The organism is Streptosporangium sp. NPDC050855 (assembly GCF_044456585.1).
GTDB lineage: Bacteria > Actinomycetota > Actinomycetes > Streptosporangiales > Streptosporangiaceae > Streptosporangium > Streptosporangium longisporum.
In genome coordinates, this window is sequence record NZ_JBITFY010000013.1 from 1 (window position 1) to 15863 (window position 15863).

The 15863-nt window shown below is 69.0% G+C and carries 20 protein-coding genes and 1 pseudogene; 9 read left to right on the forward strand and 12 right to left on the reverse strand.

Annotated features, from left to right (window positions below; all coding sequences use genetic code 11):
* A pseudogene (locus ACIBCT_RS24785) lies at positions 1–377 on the reverse strand (transposase); the annotation flags it as partial.
* 159 nt (positions 378–536) lie between these two features.
* On the opposite strand from ACIBCT_RS24785, the gene ACIBCT_RS24790 reads away from it, so the two are divergent.
* On the forward strand, positions 537–1316 hold the full coding sequence (locus tag ACIBCT_RS24790; protein ID WP_399192298.1) for a transposase family protein: 780 nt from the start codon (positions 537–539) through the stop codon (positions 1314–1316).
* A gap of 188 nt (positions 1317–1504) precedes the next feature.
* Complete coding sequence (locus ACIBCT_RS24795) at positions 1505–1702, forward strand: hypothetical protein (RefSeq protein WP_399192300.1); 198 nt, start codon at positions 1505–1507, stop codon at positions 1700–1702.
* Here the strand turns inward: ACIBCT_RS24795 and ACIBCT_RS24800 are convergent.
* The 3 genes from ACIBCT_RS24800 to ACIBCT_RS24810 are packed head-to-tail and all read right to left on the reverse strand — an operon-like array spanning position 1680 to position 2500.
* Entirely contained in the window at positions 1680–1988 is a 309-nt protein-coding gene (locus ACIBCT_RS24800; RefSeq protein ID WP_399192302.1) for a hypothetical protein, read from the reverse strand. The genes ACIBCT_RS24795 and ACIBCT_RS24800 overlap by 23 nt on opposite strands.
* Before the next feature lie 40 nt (positions 1989–2028).
* On the reverse strand, positions 2029–2199 hold the full coding sequence (locus ACIBCT_RS24805) for a hypothetical protein (RefSeq protein ID WP_399192304.1): 171 nt from the start codon (positions 2197–2199) through the stop codon (positions 2029–2031).
* Positions 2183–2500: a hypothetical protein gene (locus ACIBCT_RS24810; protein WP_399192306.1), complete on the reverse strand. Its 318-nt coding sequence runs from the start codon at positions 2498–2500 to the stop codon at positions 2183–2185. The genes ACIBCT_RS24805 and ACIBCT_RS24810 overlap by 17 nt, the downstream gene beginning before the upstream one ends.
* A gap of 305 nt (positions 2501–2805) precedes the next feature.
* Between ACIBCT_RS24810 and ACIBCT_RS24815 the strand changes: the two genes are divergently transcribed.
* Complete coding sequence (locus ACIBCT_RS24815; protein WP_399192308.1) at positions 2806–3780, forward strand: NUDIX hydrolase; 975 nt, start codon at positions 2806–2808, stop codon at positions 3778–3780.
* A 128-nt stretch (positions 3781–3908) separates the two neighbouring features.
* Here ACIBCT_RS24815 and ACIBCT_RS24820 read toward each other — a convergent pair whose 3' ends face one another.
* The gene (locus ACIBCT_RS24820) at positions 3909–5090 is read right to left on the reverse strand and encodes a site-specific integrase (RefSeq protein WP_399192310.1); all 1182 of its coding nucleotides are present in this window, start codon (positions 5088–5090) and stop codon (positions 3909–3911) included.
* A 248-nt stretch (positions 5091–5338) separates the two neighbouring features.
* Here ACIBCT_RS24820 and ACIBCT_RS24825 point away from each other — a divergent pair, with 248 nt between their 5' ends.
* Positions 5339–6448, forward strand: coding sequence for a hypothetical protein (locus ACIBCT_RS24825; protein ID WP_399192312.1), 1110 nt, complete (start codon positions 5339–5341; stop codon positions 6446–6448).
* Positions 6449–7263: 815 nt separating this feature from the next.
* Positions 7264–8427: a hypothetical protein gene (locus tag ACIBCT_RS24830; protein ID WP_399192314.1), complete on the forward strand. Its 1164-nt coding sequence runs from the start codon at positions 7264–7266 to the stop codon at positions 8425–8427.
* Between the two features lie 198 nt (positions 8428–8625).
* On the opposite strand, the gene ACIBCT_RS24835 is transcribed toward ACIBCT_RS24830, so the two are convergent.
* The 3 genes from ACIBCT_RS24835 to ACIBCT_RS24845 form a co-directional block, all read right to left on the reverse strand.
* Positions 8626–9423, reverse strand: coding sequence for an alpha/beta fold hydrolase (locus tag ACIBCT_RS24835; protein ID WP_399192316.1), 798 nt, complete (start codon positions 9421–9423; stop codon positions 8626–8628).
* Entirely contained in the window at positions 9420–9587 is a 168-nt protein-coding gene (locus ACIBCT_RS24840) for a hypothetical protein (RefSeq protein ID WP_399192318.1), read from the reverse strand. The genes ACIBCT_RS24835 and ACIBCT_RS24840 overlap by 4 nt, the downstream gene beginning before the upstream one ends.
* 183 nt (positions 9588–9770) lie before the next feature.
* On the reverse strand, positions 9771–10559 hold the full coding sequence (locus ACIBCT_RS24845; protein ID WP_399192320.1) for a MerR family transcriptional regulator: 789 nt from the start codon (positions 10557–10559) through the stop codon (positions 9771–9773).
* A gap of 270 nt (positions 10560–10829) precedes the next feature.
* Between ACIBCT_RS24845 and ACIBCT_RS24850 the strand changes: the two genes are divergently transcribed.
* From ACIBCT_RS24850 to ACIBCT_RS24860, 3 genes are all read left to right on the forward strand, one after another.
* Entirely contained in the window at positions 10830–11237 is a 408-nt protein-coding gene (locus tag ACIBCT_RS24850) for an ArsR/SmtB family transcription factor (RefSeq protein ID WP_399192322.1), read from the forward strand.
* 1 nt (position 11238) lies between these two features.
* Entirely contained in the window at positions 11239–11883 is a 645-nt protein-coding gene (locus tag ACIBCT_RS24855) for an SRPBCC family protein (RefSeq protein WP_399192324.1), read from the forward strand.
* 99 nt (positions 11884–11982) lie between these two features.
* The gene (locus ACIBCT_RS24860; protein ID WP_399192326.1) at positions 11983–12474 is read left to right on the forward strand and encodes an SRPBCC family protein; all 492 of its coding nucleotides are present in this window, start codon (positions 11983–11985) and stop codon (positions 12472–12474) included.
* 52 nt (positions 12475–12526) lie between these two features.
* On the opposite strand, the gene ACIBCT_RS24865 is transcribed toward ACIBCT_RS24860, so the two are convergent.
* The 4 genes from ACIBCT_RS24865 to ACIBCT_RS24880 form a co-directional block, all read right to left on the reverse strand.
* Positions 12527–13420, reverse strand: a complete 894-nt coding sequence (locus ACIBCT_RS24865; RefSeq protein ID WP_399192328.1) for a PhzF family phenazine biosynthesis protein — start codon at positions 13418–13420, stop codon at positions 12527–12529.
* A gap of 3 nt (positions 13421–13423) precedes the next feature.
* Positions 13424–13801: a Rid family detoxifying hydrolase gene (locus ACIBCT_RS24870; RefSeq protein WP_399192329.1), complete on the reverse strand. Its 378-nt coding sequence runs from the start codon at positions 13799–13801 to the stop codon at positions 13424–13426.
* 125 nt (positions 13802–13926) lie between these two features.
* Positions 13927–14364: a MarR family winged helix-turn-helix transcriptional regulator gene (locus tag ACIBCT_RS24875; protein ID WP_399192331.1), complete on the reverse strand. Its 438-nt coding sequence runs from the start codon at positions 14362–14364 to the stop codon at positions 13927–13929.
* A 367-nt stretch (positions 14365–14731) separates the two neighbouring features.
* Positions 14732–15118: a DUF4267 domain-containing protein gene (locus tag ACIBCT_RS24880; RefSeq protein WP_399192333.1), complete on the reverse strand. Its 387-nt coding sequence runs from the start codon at positions 15116–15118 to the stop codon at positions 14732–14734.
* 102 nt (positions 15119–15220) lie between these two features.
* Between ACIBCT_RS24880 and ACIBCT_RS24885 the strand changes: the two genes are divergently transcribed.
* On the forward strand, positions 15221–15841 hold the full coding sequence (locus ACIBCT_RS24885) for a TetR/AcrR family transcriptional regulator (RefSeq protein ID WP_399192335.1): 621 nt from the start codon (positions 15221–15223) through the stop codon (positions 15839–15841).
* Positions 15842–15863: the final 22 nt, after the last annotated feature.

Consider the following 15863-nt stretch of genomic DNA (forward strand, 5'->3'; position numbering starts at 1 on the left):
CTTGACGCCGAAGGCGCCCGCGTGGTCGTCAACGAACTCGAAGCGGCTCACCAGTTCGTCTCTCCCGCGAAATATTTTGCGGCCCGGCGCAGAATGTCGCGTTCCAGCTCCAGCTCCCGGATTCGGGCCTTGAGCTGCCTGTTCTCCTCTTCCAGCACGTCGCCGGACGATAGCGGGTCCCGCGCGGGCTTCTTGGCCGGACCTCGCTCCTTGGCGCTCGCGCTGCCGTCCGCCTGCGCCTGACGTACCCAGTTACGCAGCGTCTCCCGGCTGATTCCCAGGTCCTCGGCCACCGAGGCCAGCGTCCGTCCCGGATCGGACAGGTACAACGCGACGGCATCCGCCTTGAACTCCGGCGGATACGACTTCATCGCCACGTGGAACTCCTTGTCTCCGGATTTTCATCATCCGGCACTCAAGGTGTCCACACATCGGGGTGAGGGCCCATCGGACCGCTGTGGCAGGCCCGGCACCTGGCCACGCTCGTCAACCGCCCGCGACGGCGCAACATCGGCGCCGGAGCCAGGCATAAGCTGGTGTTCATCGACCGACTGCTGGCCACGCTGGCGCACCTGCGTCATGGCGTCACGCACGATGTGCCGGCCTGCTGGTTCGGCGTCGACCGCTCCACCGTCACCCGCGCCATCCACCAGATCCGCCCCCTCCTGGCCGAACGGGGTTGTAGCATCGCTGCGGGACGGCGGCTGCGAACTCTGGCCGATGTGGTCTCCCACCTGGGAAACAGCGGCCAGGAGGCGATCTTGGACGCCACCGAGATCCGGGTGCGCCGCCCGGCCGCCGGCGCTCTTGAACGAAATCGCTTCGTCTCCGGCAAAAGCCGGATGAACGCGATGAAGACGATGATCCTCACCGACCTCCAAGGGCGGCTGCTGTGGTGCGGCGAAACCCGCCCCGGATCGGTCGCCGACATCACCCAAGCCCGCCAGTCCGGGTTGGTCGACCTGCTGTCCGACACCCGCGGCCTGCAGATTCTCGCCGATGCGGGCTACCAGGGCCTGGGCGGCCAGACCGGAGGTCAGGTCCTCACTCCACCTCATAGACGACGCGGCAGGAACCTGGAACACGTCCAATGGCTGATGGCCCATCACGACGCGGCCCGGCATGCACACTCCTCCCGGCGGATTCCCGTCGAGCACGGCATCGCCCATCTGAAGAACTGGAGGGCTCTGGCACGCCACCACGGCCGTCGCGATCAGCTGCCCAACACCGTCCGGGCCGTGGCCGCGCTTCTGTCCGACCAGCAGAGGGCTGATCATCCGACCGCTTCCGCCCCGTTCGGGAGACAGGAAGCGTGATCAATGGAGTGTCACCTCAGCAGACCATGCCCTCATCGCAATCATGCACGAGGTCGTAAGTACTACAACAACATTTCGTGGTTGATTAAATGTCGTCGTTGGTAGTGACTGACCCGTGCGCGGTGTTGTAGAAGGACCGACCATCTCGGCGCCTATTTCGACGACACCGACACCCTCATCAGGACGACTTGGAGGTCACTCTCCTCAACACTGACGCGCGACCGGCGGTGATCTGGCCAGGACGGTGCGGGCCGCTGCTCTTGGACGGCCGCATCTATCTGGACCTGACCGCCGCCGGGACCATCGCTGCGGCCTACGATCGCTACCTGCACGGCACTGCGATCCAGGGCGGCGCCCTGCAGATCAGCCAGGACGACCCGTGGTGAGCGCGCCCGTCGTCTCGCTGCGCCCCGCCGCCGACATCGCGGCGGCCGCGTTAATCTTTGTCAGCTTGATCGCCTCGGACTTGCGTTCGGAGATCCCCACCCAGTCCGACTTGGGCAGCGCGGTGTTCAGCGCCTTCGACTCGGCGCGCATCTCGGCCTTCAACTCCTCGATGAACGCCTTGGGGTCCAAGGGTTTGTACGGCTCGGCGTAGTTCTCCACCTTCTTGGCCACGAAGTCCTTGGGCAGGTCTTCCTCCGGGTCGCGGAAGGAATGGGCGCCCACCACCCAGATCTCCTTACAGCGCAGCGTCTGGAAGGTGACGATCTCATACCGCCATCCGTACCGCCCGCCGCCGTCCGCGCTTGTCGTTCTTGAAGAGCAGGTCCTCCCAGGCGCCAAAGGGCCCGCGATGCTCGGGGGCCACTTCACCCAGCGGGTAGTAGGTGGCGTTGCCGGCCTTGGCATAGCGGCGAACCAGCTCAACGGCCTCGGTCACCGGCTGGAAGACGGTGGCCGCATCTGAACTCCAGCGTCTCCGGCAGCGCGATCAGGCCCTTGCGGTAGTGATTGGTACAGGAGGCCCGCAGAGTGGTCTGCACCGTGGTGCGGTAGACCGGGCCCTTGGTCTTGAACTCGTGCACCAGGTCCCGGAGTGTCTGCTCCCCGCCGATGACCACTGGGAAGATGGCCTCCCGGACTGGCTCATCCGGCTGACCGAGGGCCGCGTCGGCGACCTTGAACAGGATGTTGTCCTTGCCGGTCACCCCCTTGAACGCGTTGATGAGCTCCTTGGTCACCTTGCTGCCGGCCCGCCGCCTTGATCCGGTGCACCGTCGCGATCAGCAAGTTCACCAGTATGTCGGTGATCTCCCGTTCCCGCTCGTGCACCAGCGTCGCCAGTAGCAGCACCGTCAACTCCGGGGGATGGGGGCGCATGTGCGAGGCTGCCTCCACCGCCGCCCGCGCTCGCCAGGCGGCTTATGGACTTCTCTAGGTGTTGATGAGGGTTCAGAGATTCTGAAGGTCTACATGGTCTCAATACTCTTGATTCTGTATGAGATTTAATACAGAGTGGATGATGTCTCATACAAAGGAGAGCCTGATGACCAACCCCCACCTCGCTTACGAGCAGATCACCACCCACGGCGGCTCCGAGATCCACCTGCGGCTCGGCGTCGCTGAGACCAAGCTGCTCGGCGAGGCCGCGCTGCACCTGACCGCTGGCCTGGACACCGCTCTGCGCGCCATAGCTGAGCTGCGCGCGGGCGCCTGGGACCACATTCTCCCTGGCCCGGACGATGATGGACGGTCCGGCGCTCGCCAGCGTCAGCGCATGGAGGAGACCATGCACGCCCTGGCCCGCGACCTCATCCCGCGCCTGGAGGCGATCCAGGCCGCCACCCTGCGCCGCTGGAAAGCAGAGGGAGCCAGCTACGCCGCCATCGCCTCAGCGATGGGCCTGAGCAACGCGGCTGGGGCGCCGAACCGAGCCACCGCTCAGTCCCGGCTGCGCGCTCTGGAGGCCGCCGAGCCGTCCCCACTGGAGCGCTGGGTGTGCGGGCAGGACACGCACGCCCGCGACGTGTGCGACCACACCTCCATCGGCGTCATCGTCACCGACGAGCACGGCCGATATCTGCTGATCGAACGGGCCGAGTACCCGCACGCCTGGGCTCTGCCGGCTGGGCATGTCGACGACCACGGTAACCCGTGGAAGACCGCCAGCGAAAAGATCACCGAGGGGATCGGCCTGACCATCGGCCAACTGGAGCATATGACCGGCGGGTGGCGGCCCAACCAGTGCTGCCGCCTCGTCCGCCAGGGAAGCACGCCCGGCCACCACTGGACCATCTACCGCGCCATCGTTGCCAGCGCCCCGGTCCCATCCGCCGACAAGACGCGCGTCACCCGGTGGGTGACCGGCGCCGAGCTTCAGGCGCTGGCCGACCGGACCGCTGCCTACGCTCGCGGCAAGGTCACCGAGACCGAGTGGGCTGCCTCCCCCGGCCTGGAGGACGTGTGGAGGTGGTGGCTGCGCCGGGTCGGCATCCTCGACACCACGGACGTGGCCAGATGACCGCCCGGCCGCGCTCTGAACCGCGCCGGGATTGATGGTGGTGTGCCCCTGGTCTTGTGGAGGCGGGTTCTTGGATTCTTGTGCCACTCGTTGAGAGGAGAGCGGCATGGGAGGGCGCGGTTCCAACGTCACAGGCCGGCTTTGCCCATGGGGTTGTCCTTCCAGCGGTCGACGGCGCGGACGTAGCCGTGCACGGTGGGGGAGGTGGGCTTCCAGCGGCCCTGTTCGGCGATCTTGCCGGTGGGTACGTTCGCGTCGGCCAGGGTGGTGGCGCCGCCGGCGCGCAGCCCGTGGGCGCTGTAGCGTTCGGCGTCGGCCAGGCCGGCGCGCAGGGCGGCGTTCTTGACGATGGTGTTCAGGGTGACGCCGGACAGGCGCAGTCCGCCGCGGCCGGCCCAGCCGGGGGCGCCACCGATGCGGCCGAAGCGGTCGATGGGCCGCAGCAGTGCTCCGGTGGTGATGCCGTGCTCGTGCAGGACGGCCAGCCAGGCCTGCACCGAGCGGACCGGGCAGGTGGCGAGGTGGGAGCCGTAGGGGATGGCGACGCTCTGCCCGGCGGCGTCCTGGTCGGTCTTGCTCATGGGAATGAACACCTCCAGTCCCTGGCGGGGGAAGGTGAGGTGTTCGCAGTCGAGGGCTGTCAGTTCGCTGCGCCGGCCCATCAGGGCGAAGCCGAGCACCAGCGCGGCTCGGTCCCGGATGCCGGTGGGGGTGTCGTCGGGGGTGTGGTCGATGAGGCTGCGCAGGATGTCGATGGTGATCGGCGGGGCCTTGCGTACCGTGTTGCCCGCCGTGGTGCTCCAGGCGCGGCGGTAGGCGCGCAGCGCGTCGCGGGCGGCGGTGGTGTGCGGCCTGGGTAGGCCCGCCTTGCCGTGCGCGGACGACACGCAGGCCAACGCCTGGTCGATGCTGGCCGGCGCCAGACCGCGCCCGGCCAACTCGGCGACGAAGCTGGCCAGGGTCGCACCGGTGGTCGGCAGCGGGGTACGCCCGGTGGCGGCGCACCAGGACAGGTAGCCGGCCCAGATGCGCGCGTAGGCGCGGGTGGTGTTGGCCGCCGGAGCCGCCGCGATCAGCCGCGCCGCCTCCTCGGTGACATGCTCGTCGGCCGATCGCCGCTCGCCGACGATCGCCACCCCATCCAAAATGACCCCATTGTCCCTAGGCGTCACGCTGTCACCCAAGGCGCGCCGGGCGAGCACGGTCTCGAGCGGGCTCTGCTCCTCAGGGAAGGCATCCGTCCCGTCGACGTCGTGGTCGCCACCGCCCAGGATGCTGCCGTCGGTGTCGTCCGGGCGCTCCAACGTCATACGCTCACTCTCCCAAATTCATAGGATCATAGATTTTATTTTCAGCACTTCAGGCTTGCGATAAGCAAAGTTATCGCAAGCCTGCCGAGGAAGATGTGTTCCATCAAAGTTTCGTTTCGTACGTACGAAAAGATGATCGTTCGCTAGCAGTACGGTGATAGTTTGTACCGGTGATCGATGATCCCGCTCGTCCCACCGAGGCCGACGCGACCCATGAGACGGAGCAGGAAGTTCCCGATACGGGGCGAATGTGTGCCCGCTCGGGGTGCGCCAACCGACTCGAGTCACCAGGCCGCGCAGGCCGCCGCAGCGGCCGCCCGGCCCTGTACTGCGGAGACGCCTGCCGTGCCGCCGCGCACCGCGCCCGCACCGCCGCCCACACTCCGGCGGTCACCGACGCCCTGCGCCGCGCCGGCGCGCTCAGCGGCGACCTGCTGAGCGCGGGCGAGCAGTGGAGCGCTCACCTGGCGGCCTTCACCGAGGCGCTGAACGCCGCGACCACCGGCGCGCTCACCCAGGTCGACGCCGCCGAACAGGCCGCTGAAGAGGCCCGCGCCGCCGCCGCGGCCGCCGAACAGCGCGCCACCGCCGCCCAGCACAAAGCCCACGCCGCGATCACCGCAGCCGACCAGGCCGTCCAGCAGGCCACCGCGGCACAGCAACGCGCCGAGGAGTCCGAACGCGCGGCCTGGCGCGCGGCCGGCGAGCACGAATCCGAACGCACCCGCGCGGCGCAGGCCGCCGCCGCGGCCGAGGAACGCGCCGCAGCCGCCGAGCGCGCCACCCGCCGCATCACCTCCGAGCGCGACGCCCTGCAGGGCGTCCTGCAGGCCGAACGCCGCCAGGCCGCCGCCGCGGCCAACGAGCACGACCGGCAGATCGCCACCGTGCACAACGCACTGGCCGATCGCACCGCAGACCTCGACCAGGCCCGCAGCGACCTGGAGGCCGCCGGAAGCCGCCTCGAGCGCGCCGAGGCCGCCCGGCGCAAGGCCCACCAGGACGCCGAAACCGCCCGCGCCCAGACCGGCCAGGTCCGCGAGGACCTCAGCGCGCACATCGCCCGACTGAAAGAAGAACTCGCCACCGAACGCGACGCGGCGCGGCGCACCCGCACGGAACGCGACGCGGCGCGAACCGCCACCGCCGTGGCCGACGCCCGGCTGGAGGCCCTGCAACAGGCCCACCAGCAGGCACTGCACAACGCCGAACACCGCGCCCAGGCCGCCGAACACCGCGAACAGATCGCCCAGCAGACGATCAGCCGCCTCCTGGCCCTCCATCCGGCCTCAGAGACCGTATCGGCTGAGGGTACCGACGACGCCGCCCGTAGTGAGGACTTCCCTGAGCGCCCCTGAGACGCACACGCCCCTGCGCCACGGCGGCCGCCGACGCCGGAAAACGCCTCCCTCGACGCCGATTCGGCCCCGTTTGGGAGACCAGGCGTCGGCGGAGGAACGGGGCGTCGAGATAGGAGCGGGTGATCCCGGGGGAGGGCCCTGTCGACCTCGCGATGACGGTCGCCACTCGACAGCGAGGCCGAGCCGCTGGCGTAACGCACCACGCGCAGTACATGATCTTCACCCCCCGTTCCCCGGCACTGGGAGAGGCTGCCAAGGCGTCTGCTGACACTTAGATGGCAACAGCGCTGACACCTGATGGCAAAAATGCAGATCAGGGCGCTAAGGAAGGCTGTCAGTACGTGGCAAAGTGCCACAGCTCGTCAGTCGAGGGTGGCCAAAAGCGGTATCGAAGTGCCCCGGAGGATCTTCAGCAGGCCGTAGGAGACGTTGCTCGTGCGGAGGAGGAGCGTCGGCGTGTACACGACGGGTGGCGCACGTCAGAGCGATGAGCGTTCCAGAAGATATGGCTCTTAGCTGGGAAAACTCCCTGCGCCACGGGACCTTCGGCAGGTGGATCAAGTGAGACCTAGTGATCTTGCTGACACCAAGTGGCAAATCCACTGACATCAACTGGCATTACGCCAGGACAACTTCGTGGCAGTTCGCAAACCCATCTAAAGATCTGAAGTCCGTACAGGCCCTAGTCGTACCGGAGACAGCAACTTGCGGGAATTTACATTCCCGGGAGTTACCTTCAGCAGGCATGAACGCAACAGATCTTCTTTATTGATTTCTAATTTCCAGAAAATCAGTCCTGCTACGCTGGGGGCATGCCAGAGCAGGGGACGATGACGCCGTGTAAGCACTGCGGGACGCCGATCGAGCAGCGGCAGGGGCGGGGGAGACCGCGCGCCTACTGCGCGCAGGGGGACTGCCAGGCGGTGGCCAAGCGGGAACGCGAGATGCGGCGGGCGACCCCGGGCCTGGAGGGGGCGCTGGCCAGGGCCGAGGAGTTCTACGAGCGCATGGAGAAGGGCATGATCGCGGCGATAGAGCCGCTGGCACAGGTGCTCTCCCAGGAGCTGAGCCCGGCGGGGGTGGAGGCCAAGGTGAGCGCGGTGCAGGCCGAGGCCCACACCCGGGTGGCGATCGCTCGCACCGAGCGCGAGCAGGCCTTCGAGCAGGTACGGCTGGCGCGGGAGGCCTCCGAGCACGCCCGGCGCGAGCGTGACGCGATGGCCGAGCGGGTACGGGAGGCCGACGCCGAGCGCGACACCGCGCTGGCCGATGCCGAGACCGCCAGGCAGCAGGCCCTGGCCGCGCTGCACGAGGCCGCCAGCACCGAGCGCCGGGCCAGGCAGGCCGAGCAGGAGGCCACCCGCAGGGCGCAGCGGGCCGAGGCGGCCAGGGACGCGGCGCTGCGGGAGATGGCCGAGCGGGTGGAGGCGGCCGAGGATGAGGCCGGCCGGGCCAGGGAGCAGGTGCTGGCCGAGCAGGAGCAGGCCCGGCAGGCTCTGGCCGAACGCGACCGTGCACTGCAGGAGGCCGCCACTGCCGCCAAGGCGGTGCGGCAGGCCGAGCAGGCGGTCGCCGCCGCGTCGGCGCGCGCCCAGGCGGCCGAGGCCGAACGCGACCGCGCGCTGGCGCGCGCCGACGCCGACGCCGAGGGACGCGCCCAGGCCGTGGCCGAGGCCGCCGAAGCGCGTACCCGGGCCGAGCGGCTGGAGAAGCACGTGGCCGAGGTGGAGAAACGGACCGCACGGCGGCTGGCCAAGGCCGAGGAGCGGGCCTCGGAGAAGGTCGCCGAGGCCCGGGAACGTGCCGCGGCCACGGCGGCCGAGGCGGTGGCCGAGCGCGACGAGGCGCGAATGCGCCTGGCCATGGAGCAGATGCGCCTGTCGGACCTGCGCGAGCAGATGGAGGCGCTGCGCGCCGAGGCGGCTCTCCTGCGGGAACGAGCGGTGACCGCGGAACTGCGGGCCGACCCCGGCTGAGAGGCGCTCCTGGCCGCGTTGGGGCTGGTCGTCCGTGCGGTCGCTCTAAGGCCTGCGCCGGTTCGGCGAGATCCCCGACCTGCCCGACGGCGGGGGACACGGTGGAGACGGTGGAGGGAGAGGGCGTGCAGACCTCTGGCCTTGCGCCGACGGCTGTCAGGATTCTCCCCTGCGGGGTCCACCGTGACGGCGGCGTGTTCAGTTCCCCTCGTGGCCGAGGGCGGCGACCTCACGTACGGCCTCGGCGATGGCGCGATAGTCCTTACGCAGGATCGAACCGTGGTTGCTGGCGACTTTCGCGCTGATCCGGATGTTCGGATTGCGGGCGGTCACCGCAGGGAGGCCGGCGCGTATCCGTTCGTGCCCGCCCTGGCTTCCGAAGGACTCCCCGGAAGCGACCACGTAGCGTGCCGGGACGGTGATGCTGTCCAGCACGGGGCCCAGGTCACGCTCGCGGGCGATCTTGCCGACCTCGATGTTGCTGTCTGCCAGCTGGTCGCCGGTCATCCGTGGAGCCATGCCGAACGGGCGCAGCAGCTGCATGGGCCACCAGATCCGCTTCCATATCTTGCGCATCCCCGGTTCCATGGACTCGTCGAACCAGTCGTAGGGCTGCGCGCCCTCCACCAAGACCGCGCCCACGGTACGGGCCGGATTCCGGCCGGCCCAGTGCGCCGCGACGAACGCTCCATAGGACCAGCCCACCACCACCGCCCGGTCCACACCCCGGGCTGCGAGGACAGCATCGACATCTCGGATGTTCGTCTCGAACGAATAATCCGCCGAACGCTTCGACCTACCGCGCCCCCGCATGTCGTAGGTGATATGCCGCCACTGGGTCCCCAGCTCGGCAAGGACGCGCCGCCATTGCCGCTGAACGGCGGCGTGGCCGTTGAGGTAGATCACGGGGACACCGTCGCCGGCGGTGTCGGTGACGGCCAAGGCCGTATCGTCTACCGGGACCATGCCGGTCCAGGGGGATCGCTCGATGGTCATGATCTTCCTTTCTCAGAAGTGAACAGGGAACGGTGGCTGGTGCCGGTGACCGGATCCCGGACGGGGCGCTCGTCGTAGGTGATGTGCCGGTAGTCGCTGCCGAGGCCGGCGATGATGCGCCGCCAGTGCGACCGGTCGGCATGGGCGCCGTTGAGGTGGACCATCGGATGGCCGGGCCCGCCAGAGGTGCTCCACGAGCGCCTCGAGCTGTGCGGGCTTGAGCCGGGTCAGGTCGAGCTGTCTCGGGGCGACGTCGGCCTCGCACCGCGTTCCACCAGCCTGGTCCCGCACCCCGTCGACCGCCGACATGAGTGGTGGACGTCCAGGTGTGAAACGACGTCCGCAGGTTAGTCGGGGAGCTCCGCCAGCCGCTCCATCCGGTGCCAACCGGCCCAGCCGCGCTCGCGCATCAGGTCCAGCAGCCGCTCCACCCGCGGGTCGGACTCGACGGCGAGTGCGTCCAGAAGGTCGACCGGTAGGTCGTCGTGCGCGACCTCGTCGGGGTCGATCTCGCCGGAGGTGTATGCCTGCTCGGCCAGGCCGGCCATGACATCGGCGGCTTCCGCCAGACGCGGATCGTCGTCGCATGCGTCGTCGTCTTCGATGATTTCCGACAGGATCCGGTAGAGCCGAACGAGTTGCGGGTCATCGAGCTGCGCGAATTTTGCGGCCATGACCGCGGAGATGTCTTCGGGCCAGGAGGCAGCGACAACCAGGATCCACCCGTCCCGCTCCGCCTCCACCATCCGCTCTCCCACCCCGATCTCCCGAAGCAGATCGAGGTAGGAGATCACCTCCGGTGGGAGCGCCAGACTGTCCCCGGCGGTGAGCTGCGCGATCTGCTTGCGGCTGGTCTCAAGCCGTTCGATCTCGTCGTGCAGGTGACTGTCGATCCGTTGGACTGCTTCGGCAAAGGTCGATGCGTCGGCTTGGAGCATCTGGCCGATCTGAGACAGCGGCACGCCGGCGTTGGCGAGGGTTCGGATCTTGATGAGCGACACGACCGCCTTAACGCCGTAGCGCCGGTAGCCCGAGGCATCCCGGTCCGCTTCGGGCAGGAGTCCGATCTGGTGATAGTGCCGCACCGCCCGTACCGTGACGCCGGCATACGCCGCCAATTGACCGATGGTCAGCATGCTCTGATCCTGCTCTCAACTTCGCCTGGGCCCGGTCGGCGCCGGCTCAGGAGATCCTGCGACGGTAGGAGAGGTCGGCGAACAGGTGGCAACGATGACCCACCACATCGCGGGATGCTCATGACAGCCAGCATGCAGGGTTGACGCAGCGTCAGGGTCAAGTCCGCCGGCGGATTCGTGTGTCCGGCGGCGATGGCGGGCGGACACGAGCCGGCGCGGCGTACATATCATTCTTTACTTATATAAGTGCGAACCGGTACGCTCTCCGTCGTGCACGCGTTCGACATTCTCGGCGACCCCGTACGCCGGCGCATTCTGGAGCTGCTCGCCGACGGTGAGCGGACCTCCGGGGCGATCACGGACGTCGTCCGGGCGGAGTTCGCCATCTCCCAGCCCGCCGTCTCCCAGCATCTGCGTGTGCTGCGTGACAGCGGGTTCGCGTCGGTGCGGGCCGAGGGCGCCCGGCGGTTCTACGCTGTCGAGCCCGCGCCGCTGAGCGAGGTCGACGCGTGGCTGGACCGGTTTCGCCGGTCCTGGGAACAACGCCTCGACGCCCTGGGGACCGAGCTGGCCCGGGGCAGACGTGCACGCCTTCCCCGGGCCGGTGGGGAACCCGCCCCGGCAGGCCGGGTCCGGCACCGATGCGGGGAGAACCGATCCACCACCGACGGAGGATGACATGAAAGACGTACTGGACGAGCTGGCCGCCGTGCACCGGGCGATGGGCAACGGCAGAGTGCCCGCCGGCGAGGCGTACACCGTGGAGTTGCGGCGTCGATACGACGCGGAGATCGACGACGTCTGGGACGCCATCACCGACCCCGAGCGGCTGCGCCGCTGGTTGAAGCCGGTCACCGGGGACCTTCGGCCCGGCGGGAAGTTCGAGTTGGACGGTGGTGAGCACGGCGACATCCTCCGGTGCGAGCCGCCGCGCCTGCTCAAGGTGTCCTGGCTCTACGGACCGGACGCCGACGCCTGGCCCGGCACGAGCGAGGTGGAGGTGCGCCTGGTCCCGGGCCCCGCCGGCGACACGGAGCTCGAGCTGATCCACGCGGCGTCCATCGAGGAGCCCTCCTTCCCCACCTACGGCCCGGGCGCCGGCGGCGTCGGCTGGGACCTGGCCCTGCTCACCCTGGCCCGGTTCCTGGCCGGTGGTGAGATCGCCGGCCACGAGGAGTTCGAGAAGTCGCCCGAAGGACGCGAGTTCAGCCGGCGCAGCGCCGCAGCCTGGGGCCGGGCTCATCTGGCCGCCGGTGGCGAACCGGAGCAGGTCGCGGCCGCAGTCGAGGCCACCACCAGGTTCTACGCACCCGACCCGGCCTGACGTCCCTGCTGCGGTGGGCCGACCGGCGCCCTCGGCGCTCGCACCCACGACGAGAATGCTCGCACCCACGATGAGAACAAGGAAAAGAACGATGCGCCCATGAGATACACCGTCTCCATCGAGATCGCCCTGCCGCGGGAGAAGACGGTCCAGCTGCTCTCCGACCCGGCACACCTGCCGAAATGGCTGCGGGGCCTGGTGCTGCACGAGCCGCTGAGCGGGGAGCACGGGCAGCTCGGCACCACGTCACGGGTCGTGCTGCAGACGGGCGGGCGGAAGTTCGAGTGCATCGAGACCATCACACGCCGGGAACCGGCAGACCTGCGCCGGATCCCGAGAACGAGCGTCGTTCACTTCGACCGCGAGATCGTCGGCGAGGGCATGTGGAGCGCCGTGCGCGAACGGCTGACCGAAGCCGGCCCGGAGACGACACTGTGGGAGAGCGAGAACGAATACCGGTTCAACGGCTTCGCGATGAAGCTGGTGAGACTTGTGATGCCCGGCGCCTTCCGCAAGCAGTCGCAACAGCACATGCAGGACTTCAAGGCGTTCGCCGAGCAGGGAAAGGACGTCCGCGAAGCGACGGACTGATCCGCCGTACGCGGCCAGGCGGGTACGGACCGGTCGCCGTACTCGTCGGAGATCATCGCGCGCCTCGCACCGCTTCCGCCGGGAGGTCCATGGTGCCGCTGCCGACGACGACCGCGTTTCCCCCGACGATGACCTGCGTCAGCAGGCCGTTCTCCTTGTGTGCGGTGCCCTGCAGGGTGCTGGGGCGGCCCATGGCCACGCCCTGGCTGATCCGCAGGCGGTAGGTTCCGTGCCGGCCGGGCGACCGCTGGGCGAGGCCGGCGACCAGGGAAGCGGCTGCCGAACCGGTGGCGGGATCCTCGTCGACACCTACCGCCGGCGCGAAGAAGCGGGAGTACACGTGGGCGCCGTCGCGGAGGTCGCCGGCGAAGACGTACAGGTGCGGTGACCAGCGTTCAGCGATCGCGGCTTCCCACGCCGTCCGGTCGAGCCGGGCCTGGTCGACCGACTCCCGGCCGGTCAGCCGGACGAAACAGAACCTCAGACCGATGCCGGCGTACCAGCTGTCGACGATGGCCTCTTCGGGCAGTGCGAGGGCCCTGGCCACGGCCGTGGCCGGTGGCGCTTCGTCGGTGGTTTCGCACACTGGGTCCTGCAGATGCAGCCGGATCATCCCTCCTTCGACGGTGACGGTGACCGGGCCGATACCTTCCTCGAAGACGAACGTCTGCCGGGCCGGCCCGGAGCCGGCCAGAACGGCGGCCGTGCCGACGGTCGGATGGCCGGCGAACGGCAGTTCCTGGTCCGGTGTGAAGATTCTGACGCGGAAGCTGCGGGTGGGGTCGCGGGGCGGCAGAACGAAGGTGGTTTCGGAGAAGTTGAACTCCCGCGCCAGTTGCTGCATGGTCTGCTCGCCGATGCCCTCGGCGTCCGGGAACACCGCCAGCTGGTTTCCGCCGAACGGCCGATCGCTGAACACGTCCACCAGGGCGAAGTGGTAAGCCATGTTTCAGGCCACCACCACGTCGATCTCGACCGCCGCACCAAGGGGTAGCGCCGCAACGCCGATGGTGGTGCGGGCGGGATACGGGGCGGTGAAGTGCCTGCCGTACACGTCGTTCATCGCGGCGAAGTCGGTCATGTCCGTCAGATAGACGCCGACGCGGACTACGTCCCCGAGGTTCTTGCCGGCAGCCGCCAACACGACCGCGAGGTTGGCCAGGATCTGCTCGGTCTGCCGTCCGGTGTCGCCGTCGATCAGCTTGCCGGTGGCCGGGTCCTGGGCCACCTGCCCGCTGACGAACAAGAGGTTGTCACCGTGCACGGCCACCGAGAACGGGCCCACCGGTACGGGGAGCTCGTCGGTGGTGATCGCGTTGCGTGTCATGGTCGTGGTTCCTTCCGATGGGTCGACGAACCTGTTTCCACCCGCGCACCGGATGGTCGACACGGCCGGTGCACGGTGGTCCGCGGTGGCACCGTTTCGATGTCACCGGACGACAGGACGGCTGATCAGGGCTGGGACAGGCGGTTGCTGCTGGCCTGCAACCGACGCAGCCGCTCGAGCAGGGCGGTGATGTCGCCGTCACCGAAGTCGTTGGCGAGCCTTCTCTGCACCCCTTCCCACAGCGGATACGCCTCTGCGCGTTTCCGTGCTCCGGCCTCGGTCAGTCGAAGGATCCGGACACGTCGATCAGAGCCCGTGGTCGTTTCGACCAGCCCGGCGTCCAGGAGAGGAGCCACCTCGCGGGTGCAGGTGGTGCGCTCCATCGCCAGCCGGCCGGCCAGCCGGCTGATGGACAACGGGCCCTCCTCCGCCAGGCGGGACAAGATGCTGTAGCCGGTCACCCGTATCCCGACCCCGGAGAGCGCGTGGTCGTACAACCGGTTGACCGACCTGGTGGCCATCCGCAGTGAGGTGCACACACATGAGGACTCTGCTGGTTCCACCAGAAGAGTGTATATACACGCATCGGGTCCGGGGAACCCCGTGGGCACACCGGACACGTGCGAACGCCCCGCCGGCCCGTGTCGGCCCGGTCACCGGACAGGCCGGCGGGGCCGACGGGGCGCGGCCGGGGTAGGGATCCGCCACCGGCAACCCGTCGGGCTCAATCCGTCGGGCCCGATCCGCCGATGCCCCGCCTGATGCTGGCGCTCCACCCGCGTCCACGTCTCCGCCGAGGCCCCATCCCGCGCCGTGGCCACCCGCTCGAGCGCGTCGGCCACGCCGGGGCGGATCACCCGCCCCGACGCCGGGTACCCATGCGCCGGCCGGAACGACGACCGCGGCGAGTCGTGCTCCACCGCCCGGTGGTCAGGCGAGGAGCAGGAGCGCGCCGATCACCAGCATCACCGCCGCCGTGACGCCGTGGACGCCGTAGGCGGCCGCCTTGGGCCCGTTGCTGCGCAGCACGATCACCGCGTCGCCGACGGGTATGAAGGCGGCGGCCAGCACGACCCAGCCCAGCAGGTGGGTCGTCCCGCCGACCAGCACGACGAGGATGAGAAGCCCAGCGGCGATGTCGCGCACGGCCTTGACGGCCAGCCAGGCGCGGAAGGTGCCGTCCTCGGTCGGTGTGTCGGGGATGCCGAAGCCGGCCGCGGCCTGCGGCGCCCACAGGGCGCGGGCGCCCATGACGATGACGCCTGCGCCGATCAGTCCGGCGAGCACGGTCGTGATGGTGGCGATGGTGCTGAGCATGAGGTCCCTCTCGACAGGAACACCGCTTTCTAGCGGCGCTAGTTATTAAGGCGACGATATTCCTATCATGGACATGATGTCTATCGTTGCTATGATGTCGTCATGTCCGTCATCACCAAACGCCGCGAACGTGAACGCGCCCAACGCCATCAGCTGATCATCACGGCCGCCCGTGAACTGGCCGAGGCCGAGGGGTGGGAGGCGGTGACGACACGAAGGCTGGCCGAGCGGGTCGAGTACAGCCAGCCCGTGCTCTACAGCCACTTCGACGGGAAGGACGCCATCCTGCGCGCCGTCGCCATCGAAGGCTTCGGTGAACTCGCGGACCGTCTGCGCCGTGCCCGGCTGGCCGCCGCCGAGCCGCCTCAGGCACTGCACGCCGTCTGCCAGGCCTACCTGGCGTTCGCGACCGAGCAGCCCGCCCTCTACCAGGCCATGTTCGTCCTGCCGACCGATGTGAAGTTCGCGCACGCCGAGACGCCGCCCCCGCTGCGCACCGCCTTCAACGAGTTCGTGAGCTGCTTCGACCCGGACGACCCGCGGCGCGAGCTGTTCGCCGAGGTCACCTGGAGCGCGCTGCACGGCATGGCCGCCCTGTCGGACAGCGGGCGCATCCCCCCGAACGGCCAGACGGAGCGGCTCGACTTCCTCGTCACACGGATCGCCGGCACACCGGGTGGACCGGCCACGCCACAGGAGGCAGGTGAAGGGCCGAGCACCTGAGCCGAGCCGCCGGCTTCTCCGC